Annotated in this window: 21 protein-coding genes; 5 read left to right on the forward strand and 16 right to left on the reverse strand. The window is 45.1% G+C overall.

The genetic code is table 11. From position 1 onward, the window contains the following. Positions 1–6 precede the first annotated feature (6 nt). From EV213_RS12050 to prfA, 5 genes are all read right to left on the reverse strand, one after another. Positions 7–1,065 carry an L-threonylcarbamoyladenylate synthase gene (locus EV213_RS12050; RefSeq protein WP_424923048.1) on the reverse strand — a complete coding sequence of 353 codons (1,059 nt, stop codon included), beginning with the start codon at positions 1,063–1,065 and terminating at the stop codon, positions 7–9. A 102-nt stretch (positions 1,066–1,167) separates the two neighbouring features. Next, positions 1,168–1,590, reverse strand: a complete 423-nt coding sequence (locus EV213_RS12055) for a hypothetical protein (RefSeq protein WP_133580796.1) — start codon at positions 1,588–1,590, stop codon at positions 1,168–1,170. A gap of 114 nt (positions 1,591–1,704) precedes the next feature. Continuing rightward, the gene (spoIIR, locus tag EV213_RS12060; RefSeq protein WP_208112749.1) at positions 1,705–2,331 is read right to left on the reverse strand and encodes a stage II sporulation protein R; all 627 of its coding nucleotides are present in this window, start codon (positions 2,329–2,331) and stop codon (positions 1,705–1,707) included. Between the two features lie 89 nt (positions 2,332–2,420). Next, the gene (prmC, locus tag EV213_RS12065) at positions 2,421–3,278 is read right to left on the reverse strand and encodes a peptide chain release factor N(5)-glutamine methyltransferase (protein ID WP_133580798.1); all 858 of its coding nucleotides are present in this window, start codon (positions 3,276–3,278) and stop codon (positions 2,421–2,423) included. Beyond that, positions 3,275–4,345 carry a peptide chain release factor 1 gene (prfA, locus tag EV213_RS12070; RefSeq protein WP_133580799.1) on the reverse strand — a complete coding sequence of 357 codons (1,071 nt, stop codon included), beginning with the start codon at positions 4,343–4,345 and terminating at the stop codon, positions 3,275–3,277. The genes prmC and prfA overlap by 4 nt, the downstream gene beginning before the upstream one ends. 189 nt (positions 4,346–4,534) lie before the next feature. Between prfA and EV213_RS12075 the strand changes: the two genes are divergently transcribed. Then, positions 4,535–5,866 (forward strand): FAD-dependent oxidoreductase, encoded by a 1,332-nt coding sequence (locus EV213_RS12075; protein ID WP_133580800.1) that lies wholly within the window; start codon positions 4,535–4,537, stop codon positions 5,864–5,866. A 207-nt stretch (positions 5,867–6,073) separates the two neighbouring features. On the opposite strand, the gene EV213_RS12080 is transcribed toward EV213_RS12075, so the two are convergent. From EV213_RS12080 to EV213_RS12105, 6 genes are all read right to left on the reverse strand, one after another. After that, positions 6,074–6,496: a hypothetical protein gene (locus tag EV213_RS12080; RefSeq protein WP_133580801.1), complete on the reverse strand. Its 423-nt coding sequence runs from the start codon at positions 6,494–6,496 to the stop codon at positions 6,074–6,076. 55 nt (positions 6,497–6,551) lie between these two features. Further along, entirely contained in the window at positions 6,552–7,133 is a 582-nt protein-coding gene (locus EV213_RS12085; RefSeq protein ID WP_133580802.1) for a thymidine kinase, read from the reverse strand. Between the two features lie 133 nt (positions 7,134–7,266). Further along, on the reverse strand, positions 7,267–8,559 hold the full coding sequence (gene rho, locus EV213_RS12090) for a transcription termination factor Rho (protein WP_133580803.1): 1,293 nt from the start codon (positions 8,557–8,559) through the stop codon (positions 7,267–7,269). Positions 8,560–8,864: 305 nt separating this feature from the next. Further along, positions 8,865–10,151 (reverse strand): UDP-N-acetylglucosamine 1-carboxyvinyltransferase, encoded by a 1,287-nt coding sequence (locus EV213_RS12095; protein WP_133580804.1) that lies wholly within the window; start codon positions 10,149–10,151, stop codon positions 8,865–8,867. A gap of 468 nt (positions 10,152–10,619) precedes the next feature. Continuing rightward, positions 10,620–11,483, reverse strand: coding sequence for a class II fructose-1,6-bisphosphate aldolase (gene fba, locus EV213_RS12100; RefSeq protein ID WP_133580805.1), 864 nt, complete (start codon positions 11,481–11,483; stop codon positions 10,620–10,622). A gap of 190 nt (positions 11,484–11,673) precedes the next feature. Next, positions 11,674–12,036 carry a response regulator gene (locus tag EV213_RS12105; protein WP_133580806.1) on the reverse strand — a complete coding sequence of 121 codons (363 nt, stop codon included), beginning with the start codon at positions 12,034–12,036 and terminating at the stop codon, positions 11,674–11,676. A gap of 232 nt (positions 12,037–12,268) precedes the next feature. On the opposite strand from EV213_RS12105, the gene EV213_RS12110 reads away from it, so the two are divergent. After that, positions 12,269–12,799, forward strand: a complete 531-nt coding sequence (locus EV213_RS12110; protein WP_133580807.1) for a DUF2529 family protein — start codon at positions 12,269–12,271, stop codon at positions 12,797–12,799. A 912-nt stretch (positions 12,800–13,711) separates the two neighbouring features. Here EV213_RS12110 and EV213_RS12115 read toward each other — a convergent pair. Together EV213_RS12115 and rpoE are read right to left on the reverse strand one after the other, a co-directional pair. Next, a complete protein-coding gene (locus EV213_RS12115; RefSeq protein ID WP_133580808.1) occupies positions 13,712–15,313 on the reverse strand; it encodes a CTP synthase in 1,602 nt (533 codons plus the stop codon). Positions 15,314–15,514: 201 nt separating this feature from the next. Continuing rightward, the gene (gene rpoE / locus EV213_RS12120) at positions 15,515–16,042 is read right to left on the reverse strand and encodes a DNA-directed RNA polymerase subunit delta (protein WP_133580809.1); all 528 of its coding nucleotides are present in this window, start codon (positions 16,040–16,042) and stop codon (positions 15,515–15,517) included. A 236-nt stretch (positions 16,043–16,278) separates the two neighbouring features. Here rpoE and EV213_RS12125 point away from each other — a divergent pair, with 236 nt between their 5' ends. Together EV213_RS12125 and uvsE are read left to right on the forward strand one after the other, a co-directional pair. Continuing rightward, positions 16,279–17,478: a phospholipase D-like domain-containing protein gene (locus EV213_RS12125; protein WP_166639286.1), complete on the forward strand. Its 1,200-nt coding sequence runs from the start codon at positions 16,279–16,281 to the stop codon at positions 17,476–17,478. A gap of 22 nt (positions 17,479–17,500) precedes the next feature. Further along, positions 17,501–18,463 carry a UV DNA damage repair endonuclease UvsE gene (gene uvsE / locus EV213_RS12130; RefSeq protein WP_133580811.1) on the forward strand — a complete coding sequence of 321 codons (963 nt, stop codon included), beginning with the start codon at positions 17,501–17,503 and terminating at the stop codon, positions 18,461–18,463. 112 nt (positions 18,464–18,575) lie between these two features. Here uvsE and argS read toward each other — a convergent pair whose 3' ends face one another. Further along, positions 18,576–20,246 carry an arginine--tRNA ligase gene (gene argS, locus EV213_RS12135; protein ID WP_133580812.1) on the reverse strand — a complete coding sequence of 557 codons (1,671 nt, stop codon included), beginning with the start codon at positions 20,244–20,246 and terminating at the stop codon, positions 18,576–18,578. Beyond that, on the reverse strand, positions 20,243–20,680 hold the full coding sequence (locus EV213_RS12140; protein ID WP_166639287.1) for a YwiB family protein: 438 nt from the start codon (positions 20,678–20,680) through the stop codon (positions 20,243–20,245). The genes argS and EV213_RS12140 overlap by 4 nt, the downstream gene beginning before the upstream one ends. 224 nt (positions 20,681–20,904) lie before the next feature. Between EV213_RS12140 and EV213_RS12145 the strand changes: the two genes are divergently transcribed. Then, complete coding sequence (locus tag EV213_RS12145) at positions 20,905–21,654, forward strand: response regulator transcription factor (RefSeq protein ID WP_133580814.1); 750 nt, start codon at positions 20,905–20,907, stop codon at positions 21,652–21,654. A 147-nt stretch (positions 21,655–21,801) separates the two neighbouring features. Here the strand turns inward: EV213_RS12145 and EV213_RS12150 are convergent, their stop codons facing one another. Then, positions 21,802–26,862, reverse strand: a complete 5,061-nt coding sequence (locus EV213_RS12150; protein WP_133580815.1) for an ATP-binding protein — start codon at positions 26,860–26,862, stop codon at positions 21,802–21,804. Positions 26,863–26,874 lie beyond the last annotated feature (12 nt).

The raw sequence follows: 26,874 nt of genomic DNA on the forward strand, positions 1-26,874 counted from the left end.
TGCGCTTTACTCGCCGACTCGATACCATTGATGGCCTGCCGCTTTCGTGAGGCGATTCATTATGGCGGCACCGATGCCAGTTTCAGAAACAGTCTCACTAAGGATGATATCCACAGGCTGGGTATCAAAGGCTCGCAAGCTTGCAAAAAGTGCACTTGCGACCTTATCTGGTTCGTTCACATTGCCACAAATGACACTGTACGCTGCCATCGCTTGCAGCGTCTCGTTTTCCTCAAACAAGAGAAGCCCCACTTTTTTCCCTTCGGCTTGGTATGCTTTTACAGCATCCTCCATAGAGATAGACTGCTTGTCCACAAGCAACAGTGTTGCTTTAGGTGCATAATGTGTATATTTAACTCCTGGTGATTTCGGTTGGATGGTGGCTTCTTTTAAGGCAGGGTCTATGGCGATCGGTCCTATAAGGGCTTCAATCGCCTCCTTCGTCACACCACCAGGACGAAGAATCACCGGCTTGTCCCCCGAACAATCCACAACTGTGGACTCTACACCAACACCAGCGAGCCCTCCGTCCACAAGTCCATCTATTTTACCGTTTAAATCCTCCCATACATGGGCGCCACTTGTAGGACTTGGGCGCCCTGACATATTTGCACTTGGGGCAGCTAATGGGAGGCCAGCGGCATTGATTAACGCTAAAGCGATTGGGTGCTCCGGCATTCGTATTCCAACGGTCTCCAACCCCGCGGTAACGGCTGCCGTGACTGCGCCGGCATGTGGTACGACAAGCGTGAGAGCCCCTGGCCAAAACGCTTCAGCCAGTGCCTCTGCATAGTCCGGAAGATCTGATGCCAACTCATAGAGCTGCTTCTCTGAGCTAATGTGGACAATTAAAGGGTTGTCTACAGGGCGGCCTTTTGCTTTAAAAATTCTGCGCACCGCTTCTTCGTTATACGCGTTCGCCCCGAGTCCATACACTGTTTCTGTCGGGAATGCGACGGTACCTCCTGCTCGTAATACCTTTGCAGCCTCCCCAATTTTCTGATCATCACCAGGTGTTGCTAACAATTTATCCACAGACCAGCGAATGGTTTGTTTACTATTCAATTGATGACACTCCTGACCTGTCAATGTTTTCAACAACGTAAACCAAGTTATCCCCATTCAGTGGATAACTTAGTCCTCAGTTGTGCATAACCTGTGGGTAGCTTATGGCCGACACGCAAGAACTCGGTGCGTTCCTTGCTGCTCGAGCTGCTGTTCTACCCACGCCGGTACTAGTTCTGTTCGCTCAACGAATCCGAACCACGAAAATAATTCATCCAATGCATTGGAGGTTTGACCAACAAATACAGTGGCCATGCCTCTCTTTTTTGCTGTATACAAAACGCCTTCAAAAAAAGCGTATAGTCCTGCAGATCCACCAACACTGTGATACACAAAAGCTTGCAGTAGCATTGCGTCATTTTCTTTCAGTAAATAACACGCTGCGATTAATTCTTCATTGGCTTTCATCAACACGAAGTTTTGAGGGTCCTTTTCCACCACATCGATTGTACACGGGGACGCATCGTAAAATCGCTGCAATCGTTGTGCATCTTGCTCTTGTCCAACACTCACTTTATGTGTCACTCCGCTCCTCCTTATCAACTCTTCTAATAAACGAGAGATTCTTCTAACTCTATGAAGAAAAGGAAGAGCATAGAACGAACATTGCATGAATCGTATTTCGTCATGAAATTGGCGTTAATTGGTCAACAATCCCCAAAGACCTTGAATCCATTCTACGATAAAGAATTTCATTTCGCCTGAGTCACTTGGTTTATCTGATTGCTGTGTATCTGATTCAGGTTCAGCAGGCACGGCATCGCCCCCAGAAAAGTCAATGAAACAAAGTGGGGGAAAGAGCACACACCACCAGTTTGCTCCCTTCGCCTCGCCTAATGAGATGACAACCGCTTCGTATTGGCCGGCGGGATAGACCATTTGTCCGTACATTTTCGTTGGAAACGCTGCTTCGCCGTAAGATACCTCTACTCGTTGCTGCACCCCTGCTTTTTTCAATTCCTCCTGCACAAGCTGTTCAATCGCAGGCACTTTTTCCGCAACAACGTTCCGCGCTTCATCAATGTCCTCTAGGTCCATGACCCATGTTGTCATGGCGTCCGTTACTTGATCACGGATCGCTCGTTTTAATTCTTGATCAGCAGCAGAATCGCTATTGGCCAATATACGCAAGCGGATCGCCTCATTGGGAATCACCCGCGTTTCTACCATTGTTTCTCCCAAAGCTTGTACTGGGGAAGCTTGTGAAAATAAAAATGTATTGCTCGATAATAATAGAATATACATAATGGCTAGTTTTTTTAGCATAATGCCCACCGTCCTCTCACTACAACAGTGTCTCCGGCTTTATGCTTTTTAAACTATGAATCTTTTATTTTTTCATACAGGATGTCCTTTCATTGCACAATCATGACAATGCGATCCCTATGATTCATATCTTGAAGACATCTTACCGACGCGTGAGGCATGGCCTCTTGCATAATCTTAGACACCGACGCTCCTTGATCGTAGCCAATTTCAAAAGCGGCAATGCCTGGTTTTTCTAGTACGGATGGAAGTTGACTGGCGATCTGCTCATAAAGCTCGACGCCTCGATCGCCGCCGATAAGCGCTTGCTTCGGCTCATACTGACGTACAGTCTCTTCAAGGCCTTCCCAATCCTTTTGTGAAATGTAAGGAGGATTGGACACAATCACGCTCGCTGTTTCGCCTTTTTCAATGAAAGGCGACAGCAAACTGCCATGGTGAAAGTCGATATGCGCATTGTGCCTAGCAGCATTTTGTTTAGCAATGGCAATGGCGTCTGCGGAAATATCCACAGCCAAAACTGAGCTATGTGGATAAGTCCCGGCCAAGGAAACGGCAATAATGCCACTTCCTGTCCCTATATCTACGATTGTTGCTGGCGGTCCAGGAAATACATCCTTAATCGCCTCTTCAACCGCCATCACCAATTCCTCCGTTTCTGGTCGAGGAATGAGGACATCTGGTGTCACGCTAAACGTTCTTCCTAGAAATTGCTCCTGGCCTGTCAAATATTGCAGTGGCTGACCTTTCGCATGCTGATGAAGTAGCTCATCCAGTTGTGCTTGAGTGTTTTCTGGCATCGGGTCACGAAGTGAAGCTAGAAGCTTGGCTCGATCCATTTGGAGGACATGCATGCAAAGCCATTCTGCGACACGCTCTTCTCGCTGGTGCTGACGTAAAAAAAACGAAGCCTTACGCAGGACTTCGTCTATCGTTCGAAGCGTCATTCGGCGTTGGCCTCCATCGCATTTGTTTGTTCTTCCATAATGAGCGCATCAATAAACTCTTCAAGCTTCCCTTGCAGGATTTGATCAAGCTTTTGGATCGTAAGCCCAATTCGATGATCCGTCACTCGGTTTTGCGGAAAATTGTACGTTCGAATTCGTTCTGAGCGATCGCCGCTTCCAACAGCCGATTTTCTCGTCTCATCGTATTCAGCTCGTGCTTCTTGAAGAAATTTATCGTACACGCGGGCACGCAAAACTTTCATTGCTTTTTCTTTGTTCTTGATTTGCGATTTTTCATCCTGGCAGGACACGACAACGCCTGTAGGCATATGCGTTAGTCGCACGGCTGACATCGTCGTATTGACGCTCTGTCCGCCTGGGCCACTAGAGGTAAACGTATCCACACGAATATCCTTTTCGTGGATATTGACCTCCACCTCTTCTGCTTCGGGGAGAGCCGCAACCGTAGCTGTTGATGTGTGAATTCGCCCGCCTGATTCCGTTTCTGGAACACGCTGCACACGGTGAGCGCCATTTTCAAATTTCAGTCTTGAGTATGCTCCTTGTCCAGTGACCATAAAAATGATTTCCTTGAAGCCCCCGACACCTGTCGAGCTCGAATCAATCACTTCCGTCTTCCAACCTTGAGATTCAGCAAAGCGGGAGTACATACGATACAAATCGCCAGCAAACAAGGCTGCCTCGTCTCCACCAGCGGCACCGCGAACTTCCATAATAACGTTTTTGTCATCATTAGGGTCCTTCGGGAGCAACAAAATTCGCAGCGCATCAGCTAAAGATTGCTCGCGTTCCTGAAGCTCAGAGATCTCTTCCTTTACCATTGTTCTCATCTCATCATCCAGTTTCTCATCGAGCATTGCTTTCGCTTCAGTCAATGCTTCATAAACCTCTTTATACTCTCGATACACTTCTACCTTTTCGGTCAAATCAGACTGTTCTTTTGAGTACTCTCTAAGTTTATTCGTGTCACTAATTATATCTGGATCACTTAACAGACCATTTAACTTTTCATAACGTTCTTCAACTGATTTTAATCGCTCGAACACCTAGGTCACCTCTATTTTCAAATACTACAATCTCAATTGTCTAATCAATTGCCGTACATATCACATACGTTCCCTATTGTAGTATAGAGGAGGACAAGGGTCAAAAGCAATAACCCACCCGTTGAAGTTGCTTGAAAGGGTTCGTTTTAGGGAAATATGATGATAGGTTTTGGATAGGAGGATGAAGACATGCACTTTGTAATCATTGGTGGCGACGCAGCCGGCATGAGTGCTGCTATGCAAATCGTTCGAACGAAGGATTCACCTCGTATTACTGTGTTAGAGAAAGGGACAGTGTTTTCGTATGGCCAATGTGGGCTTCCTTACTTTATCGGTGGCCATCTCACCTCAAGTGATGACCTCATCGCCCGGTCACGTGAAGACTTTGAGAACAAATACGGCATTGATACACGAGTGCTCTACGACGTCCAAAAGGTGGACACTCATGAAAAGCTCGTCATGGGAATGGACTATGGAAATAACCAGCCCTTTTCCATCTCTTATGATGTTCTGCTCGTTGCTTCTGGCGCGAGCCCTAAGATTCCGGACTGGCCCGGTACCAATCTCAAAGGTGTTCATACGATAAAAACCGTACCCGAAGCAGAGCGCATTTATGAACAACTGCCTGACATTGAACATGTTGTCGTCATCGGCGGTGGGTATGTCGGTTTAGAGGCAGCTGAAAATTTTAAGGAGCAGGGCAAACACGTCACGATCATTCAACGATCAAACCAACTAGCGCCAATGCTCGACGAAGACCTTGCAGAGCTGGCCCTTAAAGAGGCAGAGGCGAACGGCGTCAATGTCGTTTTAAATGCCACTGTCGAGGGTCTTGAGGGGTCTTCAAAGGTTCACCACGTAATGACAAGCAAGGGTCGTTATGCTGCTGATTTGGTCATTATTGCCGCTGGTATTACGCCGAATACATCGTTTTTGCCCAATGATACATTTCACAAAGCCCGCAATGGAGCTGTTCTAGTGGACGCCTATATGCGAACGAACGTCGAGAATGTATTTGCTGCTGGTGATTGTGCCACCCATTACAATATCGTCAAGCGGACCCAGGACTATATGCCCCTTGGCACAACAGCGAACAAGCAAGGCCAAATCGCAGGGCAAAACATGGCAGGGCTGTCTAGGGCATTTAAAGGGATTACAGGTACATCGATTCTTCGCTTCTTCGGACTTGAAATTGCTAAAACGGGGTTGTCTGGCGCAGAATGCGAAGCGCTTGATTTTCCTTATAAGGTGACGGAAGCGAACGCCACGGATATTGCCAGCTACTTTACCAACAGAGAAAAAATGACCATTCGCCTGTTCTATCATGCCGACAATCAAAAGCTACTTGGCGGACAAATCATCGGACGCCACGGCGTGGACAAACGTATAGATGTGCTGTCGGTCGCATTGTTCCACGGGATGTGCCTAAAGGATTTGGAGGATCTTGATCTTAGCTATGCCCCTCCATTTAACTCTGTGTGGGACCCTCTTCAACAGGTGGCACGCCGTACAAAGACATAAAACGAACAAAGAACGTGCCTTTTGATGCGGCACGTTCTTTGTTGTTGTTCTGATAATGAGAGCACCGCTCCGGGCACTTTTCCTTCTTTTGGGCACTTCACACCGATTTTCGGACACTTTGACTGCTTTTTCGGGCACGCGCACCTGATTTCCGGGCACTTCATGCTCTTTTCCGGGCACTTTTCATTCTTTCGTGCCCTTTTATTGTTACCGAATCGTCAAATGAATATCGTATCTAGGCATTTGCGCTCGAAGTTGGTCAAAAAGCAAATCGGTTAAGCGTTCTTTTTCCGCAGGTGTAAAACGTTTTTGAAAACGGGCCTGAATTGTCACGCGGTTGCCATCAATGGCCACCATTGTTGATCGTACCCCTTCTGTCTCATTGACCGTTCGTTTGATGGCACGTTGATCGTCACCTAAGTCAGGGCGATTTTCTACCAGATCACGAAATGCGGGATTTTGGTTAATCGATGAAGGGTCTCCATCCGCCAGGTTTCGTGCATATAGCCCGTTACGGTTCTCTGTATGTTGCGTATTTGATACAGCTCCATTTTCTTCGAGAGGGTCACTTGCCCCACCACATGCGGTTAGTAAAAGCACTAGGCTTGCACTCATAAACACTCGTCGCATGCCACCCACCTCCTTTTAAGAGGTAGTTTGCGCTGGTCACAAGCGACTTATTCAACTACGTGGCGACGATATGACAAACGCGGCAACGGGATTCGTAAGCTTCTTCACCACCAACAACAATTAATGGGTCCGTCGCCCTTGCAGGTTTCCCGTCAACAAGCCGTTGTGTGCGGCTGGCTTTTTTGCCACATTGGGCGCACACTCCCTGGAGCTTTGTGACACGGTCAGACATTGATAATAAGCGCGACACATGAGGGAAGGGTTCTCCTTTAAAATCAAGGTCCAGACCGGCTGCGATCACGTGATGGCCCCGATCAGCTACGCGTAACATATTGTCCACAATGGCTTCGTCAAAAAATTGAACTTCATCAACCGCTACCCACAGGATATCCTCATTCACCGCTTCTAAAAGCGCTTCGCTAGACATCATCACGTGACTATCCTCCGCATCGCCGTTATGCGACACAACACGGGTTTGGCTGTACCGATGATCAATGGATGGCTTAAAGACTTGAATGTCTTCATTTGCCTCCCGAATCGCTCGGATACGTTGGATCAATGCTTCTGTTTTTCCTGCAAACATACTGCCACAAATGACTTCAATACTGCCCTGACGCACAATCGTCTGTCCTTTCATTTCAAACACCCTGCCTTTTTATGTAAAGATCTTTATTAATTAAACGAAAGGGACAGTCCTACAACCGATGCCCTCTCACTTCTTCACTTCGTCATTTCAATAGAAAACGGCCCATCGAGGCGCCGTATGTTTATTATGAGGTTGAGGACGTGCTTCTCTTCCTTGCTTGCTGCTGTTTAAGCTCTTCGTCCATGAGCTGAAAGAACTCTCCGTTTGTTTTTGATTGCTTTAGCTTGCGAATAAAGCGATCCAGAAAATCTGAAGAATCGTTCATTGTCTTACGCAGCGCCCACAGTTTATCCAAGTTTGGCTTTGGTAAAAGGAGCTCTTCTTTTCTCGTACCCGAGCGACGAATATCGATGGCAGGAAAAATACGCCGTTCAGACAACGCCCTATCTAGGTGCAACTCCATATTACCGGTTCCTTTAAACTCTTCGTAGATGACGTCATCCATACGAGAGCCTGTGTCCACCAGAGCTGTTGCCAAAATTGTTAGGCTGCCACCTTCTTCGATGTTTCTTGCTGCACCGAAAAAGCGTTTAGGACGATGAAAGGCGGCTGGATCAATCCCTCCAGAGAGCGTGCGTCCACTTGGAGGAATAACAAGATTGTAAGCCCTCGCTAAGCGCGTGATGCTGTCCATCAGAATAACTACATCCTTCTTGTGCTCAACAAGACGCATCGCCCGCTCAAGCACAAGCTCCGCAACTTTAATATGGTTTTCTGGGACTTCATCAAATGTCGAGCTTACGACATCGCCTTTCACAGACCGTTCAATATCGGTCACTTCCTCTGGACGCTCGTCCACAAGCAGAACGATAAGCTCTGCATGAGGATGATTGGTCGTGATGCTGTTCGCAATTTCTTTTAGCAGCATCGTTTTCCCTGCTTTTGGCGGCGCGACAATAAGGCCACGCTGTCCAAAACCAACGGGTGCGACCATATCAACAATTCGCGTTGACATCTGGTTTGGCTGATTTTCCAAATGCATAAACCGATCTGGATAAAGTGCCGTCAAGGCCGGAAAATGCACACGTTCTTTAGCGGTTTCCGGATCCTCGCCATTCACAGCCTCAACATGGAGCAACCCGTAGTACCGTTCATTTTCTTTTGGCGGTCGCACTTTGCCTGATACACGGTCTCCGTTTCTCAAATCAAAGCGACGGATTTGAGACGCAGAAATATAAATATCCTCTGAGCTTGGCGAGTAATTGATCGGCCGAAGAAAACCAAAGCCCTCAGACTGGATAATTTCGAGAATGCCTTCCATAAACAGAAAGCCATCCTTTTCAGCTTGAGCTTTTAGGATAGAAAAAATAAGCTCTTTTTTATTGAGTTTACTGTAATAGGATATTTGCAGCTTTTTTGCTTGATCGTACAATTCGCGCAGCTTCATATTTTCTAAATTTGATAACGTCAATTCCATAAATGCACCACTCTTTGTTATTAGTGAAAGATAGATGTTTGAAGATGAGGGGAATAATCGTCTGAAGCAAATGTGGATGTGTGCGGACAATACCTTATTTTAACCCTAACGCCTTGTTTGCATCAAGTTATAATTCGTTTTGTTAAGACAATGTCCAATTGCATTAAGATATTTGAAAATGCCTTGCCATAAAATACGCCCCGCCGTAAGGTTCATGAGATCCATTCCAATTATCTCGATGCCTCCGCGAGTGACACCACGTTTACGAAAGTGCCGGGAGCCTAAGTGAGGGCTCCCGGTACCTTTTACGTATTTTGGTATTGTTTAATTTCCTGCTCGACCATCTGTTCACGCCAAATGGACGCCCCAATGGAACTGAGCTTCTCTACTAAATTCTCATATCCACGATCGATATGCTCTAAGCCTGTAATCTCAGTGATTCCATCAGCTAAAAGGCCAGCAGCAACGAGACAAGCACCTGCACGTAAATCTGAGGCTCTAACTTTGGCGCTTTGCAAAACGCCAGGTCCAGAAATCATGGCTGAATTTCCTTCGACTTTTACGTTTGCACCCATACGGCGCAATTCGTCAATATGCTTAAAGCGCGCAGAGTAGATGGTGTCTGTCACAATTGCCATCCCACTTGCTTGTGTGAGCAGCGTCGTAAACGGTTGTTGGAGATCTGTTGGAAAGCCGGGATAGACGAGTGTTTTGATGTCGACTGATGACGGCTTGACCATTTTTGAGACGCGCAATTGATCGTTGCTTTCTTCAATGGTTGCCCCCATCTCCCTAAGCTTTGCAGTTAATGATTCCAAATGCTGAGGAATAACGTTATCTATAATGACATCCTCACCTGCACCAGCGGCCATAATGGTATATGTACCCGCCTCAATACGATCTGGAATAATAGTGTGCCGACAGCCTTTGAGTTCATTGACCCCTTCAATTCGGATGACATCCGTTCCGGCGCCTTTGATGCGAGCACCCATGCTCGTCAGAAGTGTCGCCACATCAATGATTTCTGGTTCACGCGCTGCATTTTCAATGGTCGTCTTTCCTTCTGCTCTCACAGCGGCAAGCATAATATTAATGGTCGCCCCAACGCTAACAACATCCAAGTAAATTTTTGCGCCAATTAAACGATCTGCACGGAGATATAGTGCTCCTTGTTCATTCGTTATCTTTGCACCTAAAGCTTCAAAGCCTTTAATATGCTGGTCAATTGGACGGGGCCCTAGATAGCAACCGCCAGGCAAGCCAACAACGGCTTTTTTGAAGCGACCGAGCATTGCGCCCATTAGATAATAAGAGGCTCTTAGCTTCTTTACTCTTCCATTCGGTAAAGGCATCGAAACCATATGAGTTGGATCAATCGTGATTTGATCGTTCGTCAGTGTCGTTTCCCCCCCGATTTCTTCAAGCAGGTCAGAAAGAATTTTGACATCTGAAATGTTCGGCAATCCATCAATAACGACGGGTGACTGAGCTAAAATCGCAGCTGGCAATAACGCGACGGCACTATTTTTCGCTCCGCTAATTCGAACAGTTCCTCTTAGCGGGTGCCCCCCTTCAATTAAAAGCTTTTCCATGATTCTTGATCTCCTTTTCAAACGACTTCGCCAAGTATACATACAGCCTGCACATCCCCAGTTTTAAGCAGTATACGTCACACAAAGCGATTCACCGCTCACAAGGGGTATTGTATTAATATGGATCATTAAAGGAAATTGTATGCAGTTATTCTCTCGCGCTTTAAACGGATTCTTGATCGATAGTTTGAATTCCTTTAATGAGTTATCGACGGCTTTTTTAGACATTTTTAGTATGCATCTATTCATTTCATCTTACAAACTGGATATACAATGCTTGTTCAAGTAGAGAAATAGTCAACGTGATGCCTCCGAATAGGCATCATGCATGATCAGTTCATGGCGACTACTTCTCTTATTCCTTAATACAAACACCATGCTCTGAAAACATGCAAAAGCACCGCCATTGGAGGTGCTTTAACATAATTTCGGACAACATGTATGCTTTTTGGGTGCTTGCTTATATGCTTATGCTTTTTGTGAAGAACCAAATTCACGCATTTTGCCGATGACTGTTTCTTTAATGGCATCACGCGCCGGCCCAAGATACTTACGTGGGTCGTACATTTCAGCGTTTTCCGCTAGAACTTCGCGAACACGGGCTGCAGATGAAATTTGATTTTCAGTATTTACATTGATTTTTGCTGTACCAAGAGAGATAGCGCGTTGGATATCCTTCGTTGGAATGCCTGTCCCACCGTGAAGAACAAGTGGAATACCCGTTAGGTTTTTCACTTCTTCCATACGATCAAAGCCTAGGTTTGGTTCACCTTTATATGGACCATGTACAGAACCTAGTGCAGGCGCAAAACAATCAACATTTGTTTCATGAACAAGTCGGTCACATTCAGATGGGATGGCATAGGCAGCTTCTGCATCATCTACAACTAAGTCATCCTCTTGTCCACCGATACGGCCAAGCTCAGCTTCAACTGAGATACCTAAGAGATGGGCCACTTCGACAACTTTATTTGTAAGAGCAATGTTTTCTTCAAGTGGATAATGAGAGCCGTCAATCATAACAGATGTAAATCCTGCATGAATTGCCTCTACACATTTTTCAAAAGAAGAGCCGTGATCAAGGTGAATGGCCACAGGAACTGTAATTCCATAATCTTCAATTAACGCTTCCACGATGGAAACAACGGTTTTGAAACCGCCCATATAACGCGCCGCGCCTTCTGAAACACCAAGAATGACTGGTGAGTTTTCTTCATGAGCAGCTAGCAAAATAGCTTGCGTAAACTCTAAGTTATTTAAGTTAAATTGCCCTACAGCGTACCCTTCCGCTTTTGCTTTGTTTAGCATATCCTTCATTGACACTAATGGCATGCACGTTGCCTCCTTGGGATCTAAAAGTTTCGGGTGAAGCTTACAAAAAATTAAAACGCTACTTCACCATTTCGACAAATTCTTTTAAAATCATAGTCATTCATAGCATACCAATATCCGTCGCTGTCGGCAACTCTTCAAGAAAAAGTCCGCCTGGTATTCCTTTTATCGGCATGACATACATTTCACATTATTTGTTTGGCAAATTTCGAATGGCTCCCCGAACATCATCAATATCAAATGGCTTTGAAAAATGACGTTTAGCACCAAGGCTTTCCGCTTCTTCAATCATATCAAGCTCACCATATGCTGTCATAATCATGACATCAATATCGCGATCCAAGAGCTTCATTCGCCTCAGTATTTCAATACCATCCATTCCAGGAATTTTCATATCAAGCAACACTAAGTCAATTCGTTCTTTTTCAAGTATAGAAAGTGCTTGTACACCATTGGCTGCTTGAAAAGTAGCATATCCTTCCTTTACTAAGATCTCATTTAGTAAAATACGTATACCGTACTGGTCGTCAACGATCAAAATATTCTTGCTCACCTATATTTCCCCGCCCTTTCAATAGGAATAAACCACGCTCCTATTAAAATCTCTGTAATTACTAATTCTTTCTATAAAAAACTTTTCCTTCTTATATCGGTCGATTCTTCCCGAAGATAAAAAGATTTTGGTGATTTATGCTTTTTATTGTAGGATAATGTGAGGAAATTCATACTACGATTAGCGAATATCTAGACATTATGTCGAAGTATGCATATTGGAGGCAAAAGAAATGTTTCAAATTATTCCCACCCAGCTTTTCGGTCATTTTAAGGCCATGGCTGAAGAAGAGCCCGCGTATGAAGATGGGGCTCGTCTCCTTGCTCAAGCGAACCATGGGACTCTGTACTTGTTCACAAAAGAGGATGCACGCATTCTCGATACGCTAAATGCTTCCACAACTGAGCAAACCTCTCTACATGCTATGACATCAATTGCATCGTTAGACCATATTCCGCGCTTTACGACGGCAGACCGTGTCATTATTGCAGTGCCTAGAGAACATCACACGGAAGCAGTCTCTTTGTGCCAAAAAGCGCAATCTATGGGCGCTCAAGTGCTTGCGCTATCAACTTCAGATCCAAGTTCTTCTGAGAAAGGTCTATATTCTTTAGCGGACATCTTCATCTCCATGCATGTGAAAGACGGTCTTTATCCAAATGAGAATGGGAAAAGAGTTGTCATCCCCCACGCATTTTCTTTCTTGATGGCTTACTACTGGCTCAGTTTAACAGTACAGGATATTTTGGATGAACTTCACTGAATTTAACGAACCCAACTTTCGCACCTTACATTTAGCAGACACGCTTAGGTATAACTCAGTAAACCCTGCAATTTATTGTTGGGGTAGCTTTATATACAAGCTGTCATACGTTCGCTTTCACCCTAAAGGGCACAAGTGCAACATCGATTCGGAAATACCTCATCGTGTTTTCTTTGCCGCAGGATTTTTGATGTGACAAGAGCTAAAAAGGGGCTCATCTAGTGATTTAGCTTCTAAAAGTCAGCTTCTTTACTGAAAGACGACCTTTTAGAAATACAGAATTGTGGGCACCGGCATCATTCCTATTTACTGAATACAGCGGGAGGTGTTTTGGAGAGGTCAATTGATCTCATAAGTCCACCGCTGCATCAATACTGCATTAGGTGATATAACTTTGTATGAAACGATGCATTTAGTTGTCTTGTTTGCCGAAGCAAAGCAGCTTAACTCACTTCTCCATTTTCTCCGTTATATGTGACCGAGACAAAATAAAAACAATTTACGCAGAAACAACCATCAGCGTAGTCAAAATACGCAGACTCCTGCGGGAACAGTGCGAGCTGAAGATCCCCTTGGAAAGCAAGATTCCGAGGAAGCTGAAGCCGTGCCCGCGGACAGCGCAGTATTTTGACGAAGCGGTCGTAATTTTGTTACACCCTAAAGGGCACAAGTGCATCATCGTTTCGAAAGGACCTCATCGTGTTTTCTTTGCCGCTAGTTATTTAGAGGATTGTGAGCACTGCCAGCAAGATGTAATTCGGTCTCACCTTGCTTCTACTCAGTCAGGCACTACGAGCGTTAAAGGTGATTTTTGCACTGCGGAAGTTGTCTAACAAATTAAAGATCTCACCAAAAAAAGCTGTCCGCAAGTCATACCGATGACCTGCAAGACAGCTTTTTTAAATGTGATGATTATAAAGATTGCTTTAGCGAAGCACCTACGAAATCTCTAAATAATGGCTGTGGACGGGTTGGGCGCGAACTGAACTCCGGGTGAAATTGAGACGCGACAAACCAAGGATGGTTCTTCAGCTCAATAATTTCGACGAGTCGACCATCTGGGCTTGTTCCTGAAAAAACAAATCCTTGCTTCTCCATCTCTGCGCGGTACGTATTGTTAAATTCGTAGCGGTGACGATGGCGCTCATAGATGACTTCTTTCCCATACGCCTCGTAGGTTTTTGTGTCTTTATCTATTTTGCATGGGTAAAGGCCTAACCGAAGCGTCCCACCTAAGTCCTCTACATCCTTTTGTTCTGGCAATAGGTCAATAATTGGGAAGGTCGTTTCTGGATAAATTTCCGCCGAATGCGCGTCTGAATGACCGAGCACATGACGAGCAAATTCTACAGAGGCCAATTGCATACCTAAACAAATGCCTAGGAAAGGCACATTGTTTTCACGGGCAAAACGAGTGGCTTCAATTTTACCATCAATCCCTCGGTTGCCGAAACCTCCAGGTACTAAAATGCCATCAACATCGCTCAAAAGCTCGCTGACGTTTTCTGACGTCACTGCTTCAGAATTTACCCATTTAATATCAATATCTGCGTCATGCTCATATCCTGCATGTTTCAGCGCCTCAACGACAGAAAGGTACGCATCTTGAAGCTCAACATATTTCCCGACAAGCGCAATGCGTGTCGAATCTTTTAAGTTCGTCACGCGATCGACGAGCTTATTCCATTCCGTCATATCCGCTTCCTGGCAATTCAGCTTCAAATGGTTGCAAACAATCTGATCAAGCTTTTGGCTTTGCAACGCTAGAGGAATCTCATACAAGTTGTTGGCATCGCGGCATTCAATCACTGATTTCGCATTGATGTCACAAAACAACGCAATTTTTTCTTTCATGTCCGTTGTTATCGCAGACTCCGTTCGTACGACAATGACATTTGGTTGAATACCGAGCGAGCGTAACTCCTTCACAGAATGCTGCGTAGGCTTCGTCTTCATTTCGCCCGCTGCGCGAATGTATGGAACGAGTGTACAATGAATGTACATGACCTGCTCAGCACCAATATCACTTTTAATCTGACGGATGGCTTCTAAAAATGGCAACGACTCGATGTCGCCCACTGTACCACCAATTTCGGTAATAACGATATCTGCATTCGTTTCACGGCCCGTCCGATAAACACGTTCTTTAATTTCGTTCGTTATATGTGGGATGACCTGCACAGTGCCGCCAAGATAATCGCCGTGACGTTCCTTTCTTAACACTGTGGAATAAATTTTTCCAGTGGTCACATTTGAATACTTGCTTAAATTAATGTCGATAAAACGTTCATAATGACCTAAATCCAAATCCGTTTCTGCGCCATCATCTGTCACGAAAACTTCCCCATGCTGGTAAGGACTCATCGTTCCAGGATCGACATTGATGTATGGATCGAATTTTTGAATCGTTACGTTCAGACCGCGATTTTTTAACAATCGGCCTAAGGACGCAGCAGTGATGCCTTTACCTAGGGACGACACAACGCCTCCAGTTACAAAAATATACTTTGTCATACAGTCCACCCCATCTATACGTAATATGTTGTTCGTTCAGAGCAAGCCGTCTTTTCTTATGGGCACACAAAAAAACAAAAGTGACCCCTTTTTATTGTGCGGGAGCACTTTTGCTTTGATTAAACTATTTCCATGAATAGCCTATATTCCGTCAAGAGCCCACACCTATTTTACTTGCGGGTGTGAGAGAAGTCAAGACGGCTATTTCAGGTCATCCTCGTCGTCATCATCATCGTCATCGTCGTCATCATCATCATCTAAATCAATGCTTTCAGACTCAAGGTCATCGTCATCAAAGTTGTCCTCGTCGTCATCATCTGCACTATCCAGATCGCTTTCGTCGTCCTCATCAAAATCATCCAAATCATCAAGGTCCTCTAGATCCTCTAGATCATCATCGTCGTCAAAGTCATTTTTGGCTGCTTTCTTACGTTTGCGTTTTGGCTTCGCTGGCGTTAGGTCCTCTTCGGTAGTGTCTACAGGATACCAACGCTTCAAGCCCCAGTTATTGTCGCCAGCACTCATAAACCGTCCATCCACATTGAGGTCGGAAAACAAGCGAGCAATCTTGTCTATTTTTTGCTCTTCTGTAAAATCTTTAAGCTTGCAAATTTCTGCAAAAAGAACGTCAAAATCAATCGTTGCTCCTTTGTCTAATAGAAGCTCATAGGCAATGTCGAGCATCGAAAGCTCAGCAAGCTGCTCTTCATTGAACTTTTGTTGAATCATTTACGCGTCCCCTTTATCCCTTAGTCAATCTGCCTTTTCGTTGCAGATGCATATACTATTCACCATTATAAACACTTTACAGTGGTCTATGCCACCTTTTCGTAAAGAATTGAGACATCCTAATGCGAATTCCTTGTGAGAATGTCCTTTTTGTTGATTTTTCCTTTGAGTGAATCACACCGAAAGCGGTCATACTAATGAAAATTCGCTTTACTATTTTACTGGAGGAACACTTGATGAGTATTGTACTACTGTGCCTTAGTTTAATCGTGATTCTGATTATTTTTATTTGGGCAGACATTTATTTTGGAAAACGTGTGTTTACAAAAAATAATCCTTCACTCTATTCTGAGGGCTTTAATGATACACCACAGCTGTTTACAGATGGCGGTGAGTTTTTCGACACGTTATTTGCCGATATTGAAAACGCCAAACACGACATTTCTGTGTCATTTTTCATCGTCAAAAAAGATGCCCTTTCACGATTGTTTTTTCAGCATTTGAAAGAGGCAGCACAACGCGGCGTCTCCGTTTCTCTCCTTATAGATCGGCTAGGTAGTTTTAGAATTGGCAAAAAGGTAATTAAAGAAATAGAAGAGGCAGGCGTTCGCTTCGCTTTCAGCCATACCCCTAATTTCCCATTCATCTTTTTTAAAGCTTTGGCACGAAATCATCGTAAAATCGCTGTCATAGATGGAGAAATTAGCTATCTTGGTGGATTCAATGTCGCCAAGGAATACCTCGGTGAAAAACCTAAATTTGGCCCTTGGCGAGATTATCATCTTCGGTTTACTGGGGATGCAGTCCCAATTGTCCAATCGGTTTTTGCCAAGGATTTCGCCAAGGCAAAACAGATCAAAAACGAGCCCCATTTAAATAAGGCAACAACGCCTCTAGAGCAAAAGTCGTACACTTTTTTTATTTCAAACGGCTCGAGTGTAGCTCATCACTACATAGAGCTTTTTAACAAGGCAAACGCATCGATCTTTATTGGGTCTCCTTATTTTATCCCAAATCATCCGGTCATGATGGCTTTAGTGGATGCGGTGAAACGAGGAATTAAGGTCTCCGTGCTCGTACCGAAAAAGACAGATCATCTGCTCGTTCAGGAAGCATCATACCCTTACCTAAAGCAGTTACTGGAGTTGGGTTGTCCTGTGTATCAATACGAAAAAGGGTTTTATCACGGGAAATTATGTATGATTGATTCGTCTTACGTGGACATCGGAACGGCGAATTTTGATCGGCGCAGCTTTTTCTTAAACAGTGAGATGAATTGCCTGTCTTCAGACCAACAATTGATAAAGCTTTTGCAGCAACATATTCAACAAGACATTCAAAGCAGCTCAATATTAACACTGGATGAGCTGACAAAGTCCAATCCGATCCAGTGGACGAAACGCGCAGTTGCCTCATTCGTTGCCGGATTGCTTTAAGACAGGAAAGGAGCTTCATGTCATGCGCATACGGTTTGGCTATGTAGCCAATAATCTTTCGCTTTGGGATGGGTCACCATCAAGCACAATGACCTTTCGTCACTGGTCAACATTATCTGCCGCCGAACGTCAGCGTAAGCTTGAAGCAACAGCTGCTCATAATTTGGAGACCACCCTACGTATTCTTCATTACAACGTCGCACAAGGCATCCCGTTGTATCGTATGTCCTCCTCACTAATTCCACTTGCCACTCATCCAGAGGTGCAGTGGGATTACTCGCAGCGCTTCCAAACGCTATTTAGAGAAATCGGCACGTTCAGTAAAACCCACCAGCTTCGCCTCAGCATGCACCCTAACCAATTTACTTTGTTTACAAGTGACCGAGACGACATCACCGCCAATGCCATAAGTGACATGCTCTATCATCAACAGGTGTTCGAGCAGATGGAATTGTCCCAACGAGGAGTCATTAACATTCACGTAGGCGGCGCATATGGCGACAAAAAGGCCGCCATTGAACGTTTTTATAGCAACCTTTCACGCCTTCCCAAAAAAGCTCGTCTATTAATGACACTGGAAAATGATGATCGGACATACAATGCGGAAGAAACGCTAGCCATATGCCAGCAGGCAAATATTCCAATGGTGTTTGACTACCATCATCACAAAGCATTGCCTTCTGAACGTTCGCTTGAAGACCTTTTGCCAAGCATTTTCGCAACTTGGAAACGGTCTCCTTTCAAACCAAAGGTCCACCTCTCTTCCCCACGCAATGCAAAAGAGTTTCGCAAGCACGCTGAGTTCGTTGATCCGGCATTTGTAAGACCTTTTTTTCATCTTGCCACTAGCCTCGGCATAGAGTTTGACGTCATGATTGAGGCAAAGCAAAAAGAGCAGGCTCTCCTTGCCCTGCTCTCTCAGTTGGAGAAAGAACGCCGCGTCAAACGACTCGCTGGTGGTGTGTTGGACTGGCCGACCCCTTAAAGAAGGGACTAAAAAGTCCACTCCTTCTCAAGGCTTCAATCCCTCGCTGTTTTTACCGTTTAGCTTCAGCCGGCCTTCTTAATGCTTAGAATCAACTTTTCGAATCGTACGCCTACATCCGTTCTGGTGCGTTTACGCCAACAAGCGTAAGCGCATTTTTTAATGTCTGCTGAACCGATTTGACAAGCTGCAAACGGGCTTGTGTCAAAGGTCCATTCTCCGGATTAATGACCTTGTCCGCATTGTAAAAGCTGTGGAATGTACTAGCAAGCTCGTGCACATACTGCGTAATGCGATGTGGCGCACGTTTATCGGCTGCATCCTTCACCACTTCAGGGAAGCAACCGACTTTCTTTAGAAGGGCCTGCTCTTTGTCGCTCCCTAGCAACGACAAATCGGCTGATACAGCGACACTGATCCCTTTTTCTTCGGCCTGCTTGAAAATGCTCGATACACGGGCATGCGCATACTGCGCATAAAACACAGGGTTGTCATTGGATTCCGATTTCGCCAAATCAATATCAAAATCCAAGTGTGAATCAGGGCTTCTCATCGCAAAGAAGAACCTCATCGCATCAACACCGACGTCCTCCATCAGTTCACGGAGAGTGACTGCGTTGCCTGTTCGTTTGCTCATTTTCACCTTTTCACCGTTTTCAAACAGATTGACCATCTGAATAATCTCAACTTCAAGCGTTTCCTTTGAATGACCAAGCGCCTGAATGGCCGCCTGCATTCTTGGAATGTAACCATGGTGGTCAGCACCCCAAATATTAATCAACTTTGAAAACCCCCGCTCAATCTTGTCCTGATGATAGGCAATGTCTGGGGTTAGGTACGTGTAAGAACCATCGCTTTTAATGAGCACTCGGTCTTTGTCGTCGCCGTAAGTGGTGGAACGGAACCAAGTAGCTCCCTCTTCTTCGTAAATCTCACCATTTGCTTTTAATGTATCTAGCGCAGGCTGAATTTTTCCATTCTGATAGAGAGAGGTTTCGGAATACCATTCATCAAATGGCACCTTGAAATCCAACAAATCCTTTTTCAGCTTGTCCAATTCAAATTGCAGACCATAGGCTCGGAATGCAGCTAATCGGTCTGCTTCCGTTTGCGACACATAGCTTTCACCGTCCTGCTCCGCAAGCTGGCGGGCAATGTCTATGATATCGGCTCCGTGGTAGCCATCTTTCGGCATTTCCTTCTCCTGACCAAGTGCTTGAAAATAACGCGCTTCAATGGAACGAGCGAGTTGATCGACTTGGTTCCCAGCGTCATTAATGTAGTATTCCCTTGACACTTCGTGTCCTGCCGCCTGCAAAATATTACACAACGAATCACCAACAGCAGCTCCGCGAGCATGGCCAAGGTGCAGGGTGCCAGTCGGATTGGCAGACACAAATTCCACTTGAATGCGTTCAGGCTTGTCCGCATTCGAAGATCCGTAAGTGTCTTTGGCTTCAAGCACCTCTTCAACGACACCGATGAGCGCATGAACGTCTAAGCGAAAATTAATAAACCCTGGTCCAGCAATCTGAATATCGCTAACAGCTGTTTTTTGTTTATTAAAGGCAGCGACAATTGACTCCGCAATAGCACGAGGCGCTTTTTTCGCCGGACGTGCCAACTGCATTGCAATGTTTGTTGCATAATCGCCATGGGTTGAATCCTTTGGTGTTTCCAATAGGACAGTCGGGAGCTCTTCCTCTGTGACGAGGCCAGTTGCTAAAACGGCTCTTTCGACCTCCTTACTGATGGCCTGTTTCTTTGCTTCAAGAATGCTCATATTGTGTCCTCCATTATCTTTATCGTTGTATGATGAAACGCGGTAGCACCGCCAATGTCAAACTGGTAACGAAAGACCAAACTCGCATTAATGCCATCTTGGTCTTGAAAAGAGACCGATTCCGTTGTTGCTTTTGTAATCCATTGCCCCCACGGAACCTCATACTGCCCCTCTGTCGTCTCTCCTTCTCGATACACTTGACGCATCGAGCGCCCTCCGCTTCGAACGACCTTAAGCTCCGGTGGGTTCTTGTCTACCTCAAAGCGAACGACATTTTGTGTCCGTTCCTCATCTTCTCCCTCTTCATAAAAAACGAGAAACAGTCCGTTATTTGTTCTGCGGCGAATGCCTTTCGCTTCCACATGGATCGTTTCTTGTTCACCATCGCTTTTGATCATCGTATCCATAAGCACCTTGACTGCATGGGACGCCATCCCTTCACCTGCTTTCCTTACTCCACTCTGAACGTGCGCACTTTCTCTATTATAAAGTTCTTTAGGACCACCTGCAAACGAGGAAATAGTCATCCATCTATTGGTGATATACACAGGTTTTTCCTTGACGTTGCGCCTTTTTTCCTATAGTCTTTTTAGTATTAAACAGATTGTATCTTCGTATGTTCTTTCCAAAATGACCCTTAAAGGGAAGGGGAGTAGCCATGGCGAACGAAAAAATCATGGTCGTTGATGATGACATCGAGATCAATGAAATACTAACTCTGTACCTACGTAAAAATGGATTTCAGGTCATCTCAGCTGACGAGGGTCCAAAAGCTGTGGAATTGGTCAGATTGGAACAACCTGACCTCATTTTATTGGACGTGTTGTTACCAGGTCTTGACGGCTTCGACGTATGTCGAGAGATTCGTCAGCTTACGAAAGCACCTATACTATTTGTTTCAAGCAAAAACGACGAGATTGATAAAGTCCTTGGTCTCGGTCTCGGTGCCGATGATTTCATAACGAAACCATTTAGCCCGAACGAGCTTGTCGCTCGTGTGAAGGCTCATATTCGCAGAAATACTTTTTTCAATGAAAGTGACACCGTAAAAACGCCAAAAGTCCTTTTCGCCGGTGATCTGGAAGTTGATTTACTCCGCCATGTTTGCAAGCTTCATAACAAAGAGGTATCTCTTTCTAAAAAAGAATTTGAGCTTTTGTCTGTAATGATTCAAAGACCTGATCAAACATTCACGTTAGATGATTTGTACAATCGTGTATGGGGCCTTGAGAGTTTAAGCGATACGAGGACAGTCATGGTACATATTCATAATTTAAGAAAGAAGATTGAATTGGACCCTGCCAATCCAAATTATATCCTTACCGTTCGCGGCATTGGCTATCGGTTTAATGGTGAAGCGTGCACTGATGAACCGACCACTATCACTACAGCAAGCTCTAGTAATTAATTGTTCACCATGATGAGGCTGTCCCGAAAGTCACCATACGACTTTCGAGACAGCCTCATTGTTCTTCTATACAAGGGGCTTCCCAATATAGTGGGTAAACATCCCTTATTCGAGCTTACAAGTTAGGTCCTCACCGCCATTCCTTCATCACTTCAACGGGCAAAGTGGAAGGGAGAACACGAACACTGCGCCACTTGAGTTTGAAGTTGCCTCTTCGGCCCAAATACTTCCGCCGTGATAATGAATCAGCTCTTTGCAAATGGCCAGCCCAAGACCGGTCCCACCACCAGATTGTCTTCCTTGATAAAACCGATCAAACAGAAACGGGATATCTTCCTTTCTCAAACCGTTGCCGTTGTCTTCCACCTTTACATAGAGCGTCTGCGTTGAGCAGCGAAAGGTGATGTGTATTTGAGTCACCCCTCCCCCATGCTCAATGGCGTTGTGGATGAAATTGGACACCACCCGCTCAATGCTATCCATATGCACAGAAACACATTTTTCACCGATTTGTTCTCCATGAATATCAAATTGGACGCCAGCCTCCCAGAGCTCAAATGCCAGTTTCTCCGAAATAAAATCCATTAGCCACTGGACACGATGCTCCTGCCTCACAAATGTGGCATCTCCAGACTCTAGCTTTGCGAGCTGGAACAACGACTGAATCAGACCAGACAGCTTATTCGTCTTTTCTAAAACACTTTGCAAATATTTTTGTCGTTGCGCTTTGCTCGGTACCATATCATCCATTAACGTCTCTATATAGCCTTTTATCACAGCAACAGGACTTTGCAAGTCGTGTGAGATGTTTGACAGCAGTTGTCTTCTTGATTGCTCGACCTCAGCAAGACGCTCACTTTTTTGCTCAAGCTCCTGCAATGACTGCTCCAATTCATATGTCCTGCTACGGACTTCATTTTCAAGCTTCTCGGTGAACATCGCATTTTCTAGTGAAATTGCAATTTGGGACACTAAAAGTTCAATGAGTTCCATTTGAGCTGGCGAAAACGACTGCTGCGACATTCTGTTCTCAATATAAATCAATGCGATGAGCTTTTCTTGACGAACAATGGGCAAGCAGAGAACAAAATTCGGTTGTACACGAGCCATGTAATAGGCGTTCATCCAAATGCTTCGGTCGGCAGGGGAAGTGATACTCACCGGCTTTTTTTCTTCCATGACATATTGCAGGACTTCGGTTAAGGCACCTGGATACGTTTCAGCAGCAATTTTGTCAGATGCCAGCCATTCGTAGACTCCTTCCTCCATCACACCTTCTACAAAAAAGGTCTCCTCACGCCGCAGAAACAAAACGCCCCTGTGCCCTCCGGCATATTGCAACGCTAAAGTTAACAAGGTTTCTACTAATGTCGTTAAGTGGATGTTTTCAGAAATCATTTGTGACGCACGGACAATCGTTCCAACATCAACGGATTGCTGAAACGCTGCTCTAGACAATTCCTTTGAACGATTGATGTCGAGATCGCCACGCTGAGAAAAGGCAGGGAAAGCTATAAACACTTGTTTTTGTCTAAAAGAGCTCCCCCAGAGGGCGTAATCCTTTGCTGCTTCCTCAGCGAACCAGCTGGCTACCTTATCGCGGTGATACGCGGCATACATTTCAGCACCACGTTCACTCGCTAAAGCAGCAAAATGCAAGAAGCCGTGAACACGTGCATTTTCTGACGCCATCTCGTAAAATCGTTGCGCTTCATCAATATCAAGCTTTAGACGCGCACGTTCTGCGAGCACAAGGTACTTTTTATGGAGCAGGTCTTCACTGCGAAAGCGTCTCGACTTCTCAAAGAACCGCAGCAAGCTTTCTAGTTTAACGAGACTCTTTCTTCTATCTCTTCGTGAGCTTTTGGCCTCGATTAGAAATGCGGAGGAGAGTGCGTCCATGACCATTACTGTAACCACACCAAGTCCTGACCAGTGTGGCATTTGCCGACTGCTTTGAAGCTGTTCAACCTCTAAACAGACGGCCTTGTATTGACCTGCCCAGAAGGAAAATTGAACGTACAGCAATGGCCAAATTTCTTGTTCTCCATGTGACCACCATGCGGGTCGATTTGGTAAAGGGCGTCCATCGACAATGCTTTGTGCACACTGAGTTGCATAGGCAAAACGTTCCTTTGTTTCCGGTGTCCCCTCCATCTGACGCCAGTGGACTTGAGAAGCAATCAGTGGTTCTCCAGCCTCCATCGCGCACATAATCCAGGCTGATGCCAGTCGTGGCTGAATAGTGGACTGTGATCCTTGCCGAAAAAGGGAGAGCTGTTCTTCAATCATTTGTAAGCTTTGTCGGACACCCGTCTCCCAGTGATCTACCCAAAAACACCTGACATAGAGCACCCAGCCTAAAAACAGACCACCTTTCGACGAATCCTTTGCTAGATTCATCGCTGTTTTTGTCACCACCAAGGCTAACTCTGGTCGTTCTTTATACACTGAAAGGTACCAAGCATAAAAGGCAAGCAAAGACGGCGTGTGCAAATCAGGCCTTTTCGTCGTAAAAAACAATGACTGCTCTGCAGCTACTGAAAAAGCGATGTCCTTCTTTAGAAATAGCAAACACATGATTTCATTCCAGAGCATAGCCTCAACACTTGACTGCGGTACGACTGGCTGGTCCTCAAGTGCTTCAGCAAAGGATTGCATAGAGGCAAGTTCCCAATGATTTCTCCATTTACGCCACCATAGCGTTGGCAGCAGGAAGGACGAATGTGACGTGGCTTTTAACAGCCGTAATGCCTTCATACCGGTTTTTAATGCTTCTCCTGTTCGCCCGTCTAATTGAAAATAATGCATAAAATAGAATAGGGCTTCCGCTTGCTCCTCTTTCGATTGCGAGCATTGCTTTAATTGCACGCAATACGAATGAGCAAGTTGAGGTTCCTTTGACAAAATAGCGTTCTCCGCACAACAACGCAAGAGAATCCACCACAATTGCTGGTAGGTGTTTGACTCAGGCAGCTGCTCCATTAATTTAAGCGCCTTATCAAAATAAAATGTTGCCGTTTCGGGCACCCCGGTTTTCATTGCCTGCTCCCCTATTGAGATAAGCAATTGAACCATTTTCGGCTGAAGAGAAATAGGCAGTGCTGGCTCATCAGCAAGAAAATAATGCTGAGTGATACTGTCTTCCGCCTGGTCGAAAACGTCTGCTGAAAAAGAAAGCTTAAAGATGAGCCAACGGGTATGAATTTCCATGCGCTCTTTTTCAGGAATATACATGAGCAGTTCTTTTTTTAGGGTCTGGTGCAAAAAGCTGAGCTGTCGCCTATCGTGATCTAGAGTAAGGAAGCCTGCTTGTGACATTGACTGCAAGTAAAATAGTAAAGGCTCCTGTTCTAACGCCATAAATTCACTGAGCTGTGAGATCGTGAGTGTATCCACTTCGGCACATACCACATTGTGAAGAACCATTTTCTCATCATAAGTTAAGCGAGAAAATTTATCCGTAAAAAGACCTTGATTTGCTCCTTCGTTAATCAAAGTATTCATTTCACCAAAATTGCACATCCAAGCTCCTTCAAGAGCATTCACATAAAGCATTCCATTGTCATACATCTCATATAAATGAATGCTAATTTGCAGCAAATTCCCTTTTGCAAGCATGTTCAGACCTTCTGAAAACATGAGACTTTCCGTCTGATTCCAGTGAAAAAGAAGGGAAGACAACTCGGAAATTTCAGTAATGCCCAGGCGTCTCAAAGAATGACGCTGAACCTCAACATGTAAGCAACTGTCAAGCTCATTAAGACAGTTTGGACCTTCGTTTTCTTTAATGACAAAAAGCAAGCACACATGAGGAAGTTTTCCATCCTTCACCCACTGACATAACCGCCGTAACGACAAATCGTCAGCCCAATGCACATCATCAACGAACAAAACAATTGGCTGCTGTGCTGTTGCCGAAATCGACAAAAATATCTGAAAGTATTCTTCCCATATACGCCCTGTTGGGGTCAGGCCGCTCGTTGTCGCTGGCTCTCCAAAAAGCCATTCAAGTTCGGGTACTAGCCGCATAAGCCATCCGGGCGGAGAATGAATTTGTCGTTTCATTTGCTGTTTAATCGTGTCAAGCGAATGCTCATTACTCGTCAAGGTAAGTCTGATCAGCTTTCGCAACAATCCGATAAGAAAATGATACGGGCGCTCCATTGCGGTCGGCTGAAGTTTTAAATAGATTGACTTAGCACCGAAACGTTCCATTTCTGCTACTGCCTCTAGACCGATTGTCGATTTTCCTGAACCTGCCGCTCCTGTTATGAATGTGATCATACATTTTCCATGCTTTGTCTCGTTTAAGGACTGAGCAATATGCTTGGCAAGCTCGTCTTGATGCTGCAACGGCATTTTTTCACTAAAGCGTCCTTGCTTACAAAAAAGACCAGGTGACTCTGGAAGCGCATGCCCCCCGTTGACATGCAGCGCAACCCTTTGCAAGTCCATCAGCAAGCTTTTCACATTATCGTAACGTTGTGCGTTGTCCTTTGCCAACGCTTTCAGGATGATGTCCCCGAGAAACATTGGAATATCTTCTCGATGGGCTGCGGGGTTAGGCACTTCTTTCGTTTGCACATCATAATACCACTCAGTTGAAAGCTGTGGATCAAAAGGGACGTAGCCTAAAAGAAGCTCAAAGAACACAATCCCCAAAGCATAAATGTCTGAGCGACCATCTACGATGACAGACTGATTGGAGATCTGTTCTGGAGAACTGTATGCACTTAGCCTTAGAGATGGAAACACAGCTGTCTTTTCATTGCGGAATAGGACAGTGTCTGTACCTAATAAGGTCACTTTGTCCCTTCCGTCGTCCCAATAAATAACCTTGGTTGACAGTTGTTGATGGATTAAATCATTGCGATGAAGCTCTGCAACGGCTGTGACAGTTGCAATGGCTATTCGTAAAAAGGTAGGCAGATCGATAGGGGATGCGTGCATTCGGAGCGTGAGTGATACACCAGCAACGTCGTTTAAAATAAGCGACTGATTTGTAAAGGATGGCGACTGTGGCAAGCACTCAAGGCGCCAATTTTCAAGGAGTTGAAATTCCTTTTCAAGCTGGCTAGAAGCAATGGACGTTTCATATTCAGATGAAACGGTTTTAACGATCCGTTGTCTGCCATCCTCAAGAATATCTATCGTTTCTTGAAACAGATCCGGAAGGTCAAGTCGCGGCTGTGACTGCTGTACCACAGAGTCTCCTCC

Source organism: Aureibacillus halotolerans, from assembly GCF_004363045.1.
In the GTDB taxonomy this organism is placed as follows: Bacteria; Bacillota; Bacilli; order Bacillales; family DSM-28697; genus Aureibacillus; species Aureibacillus halotolerans.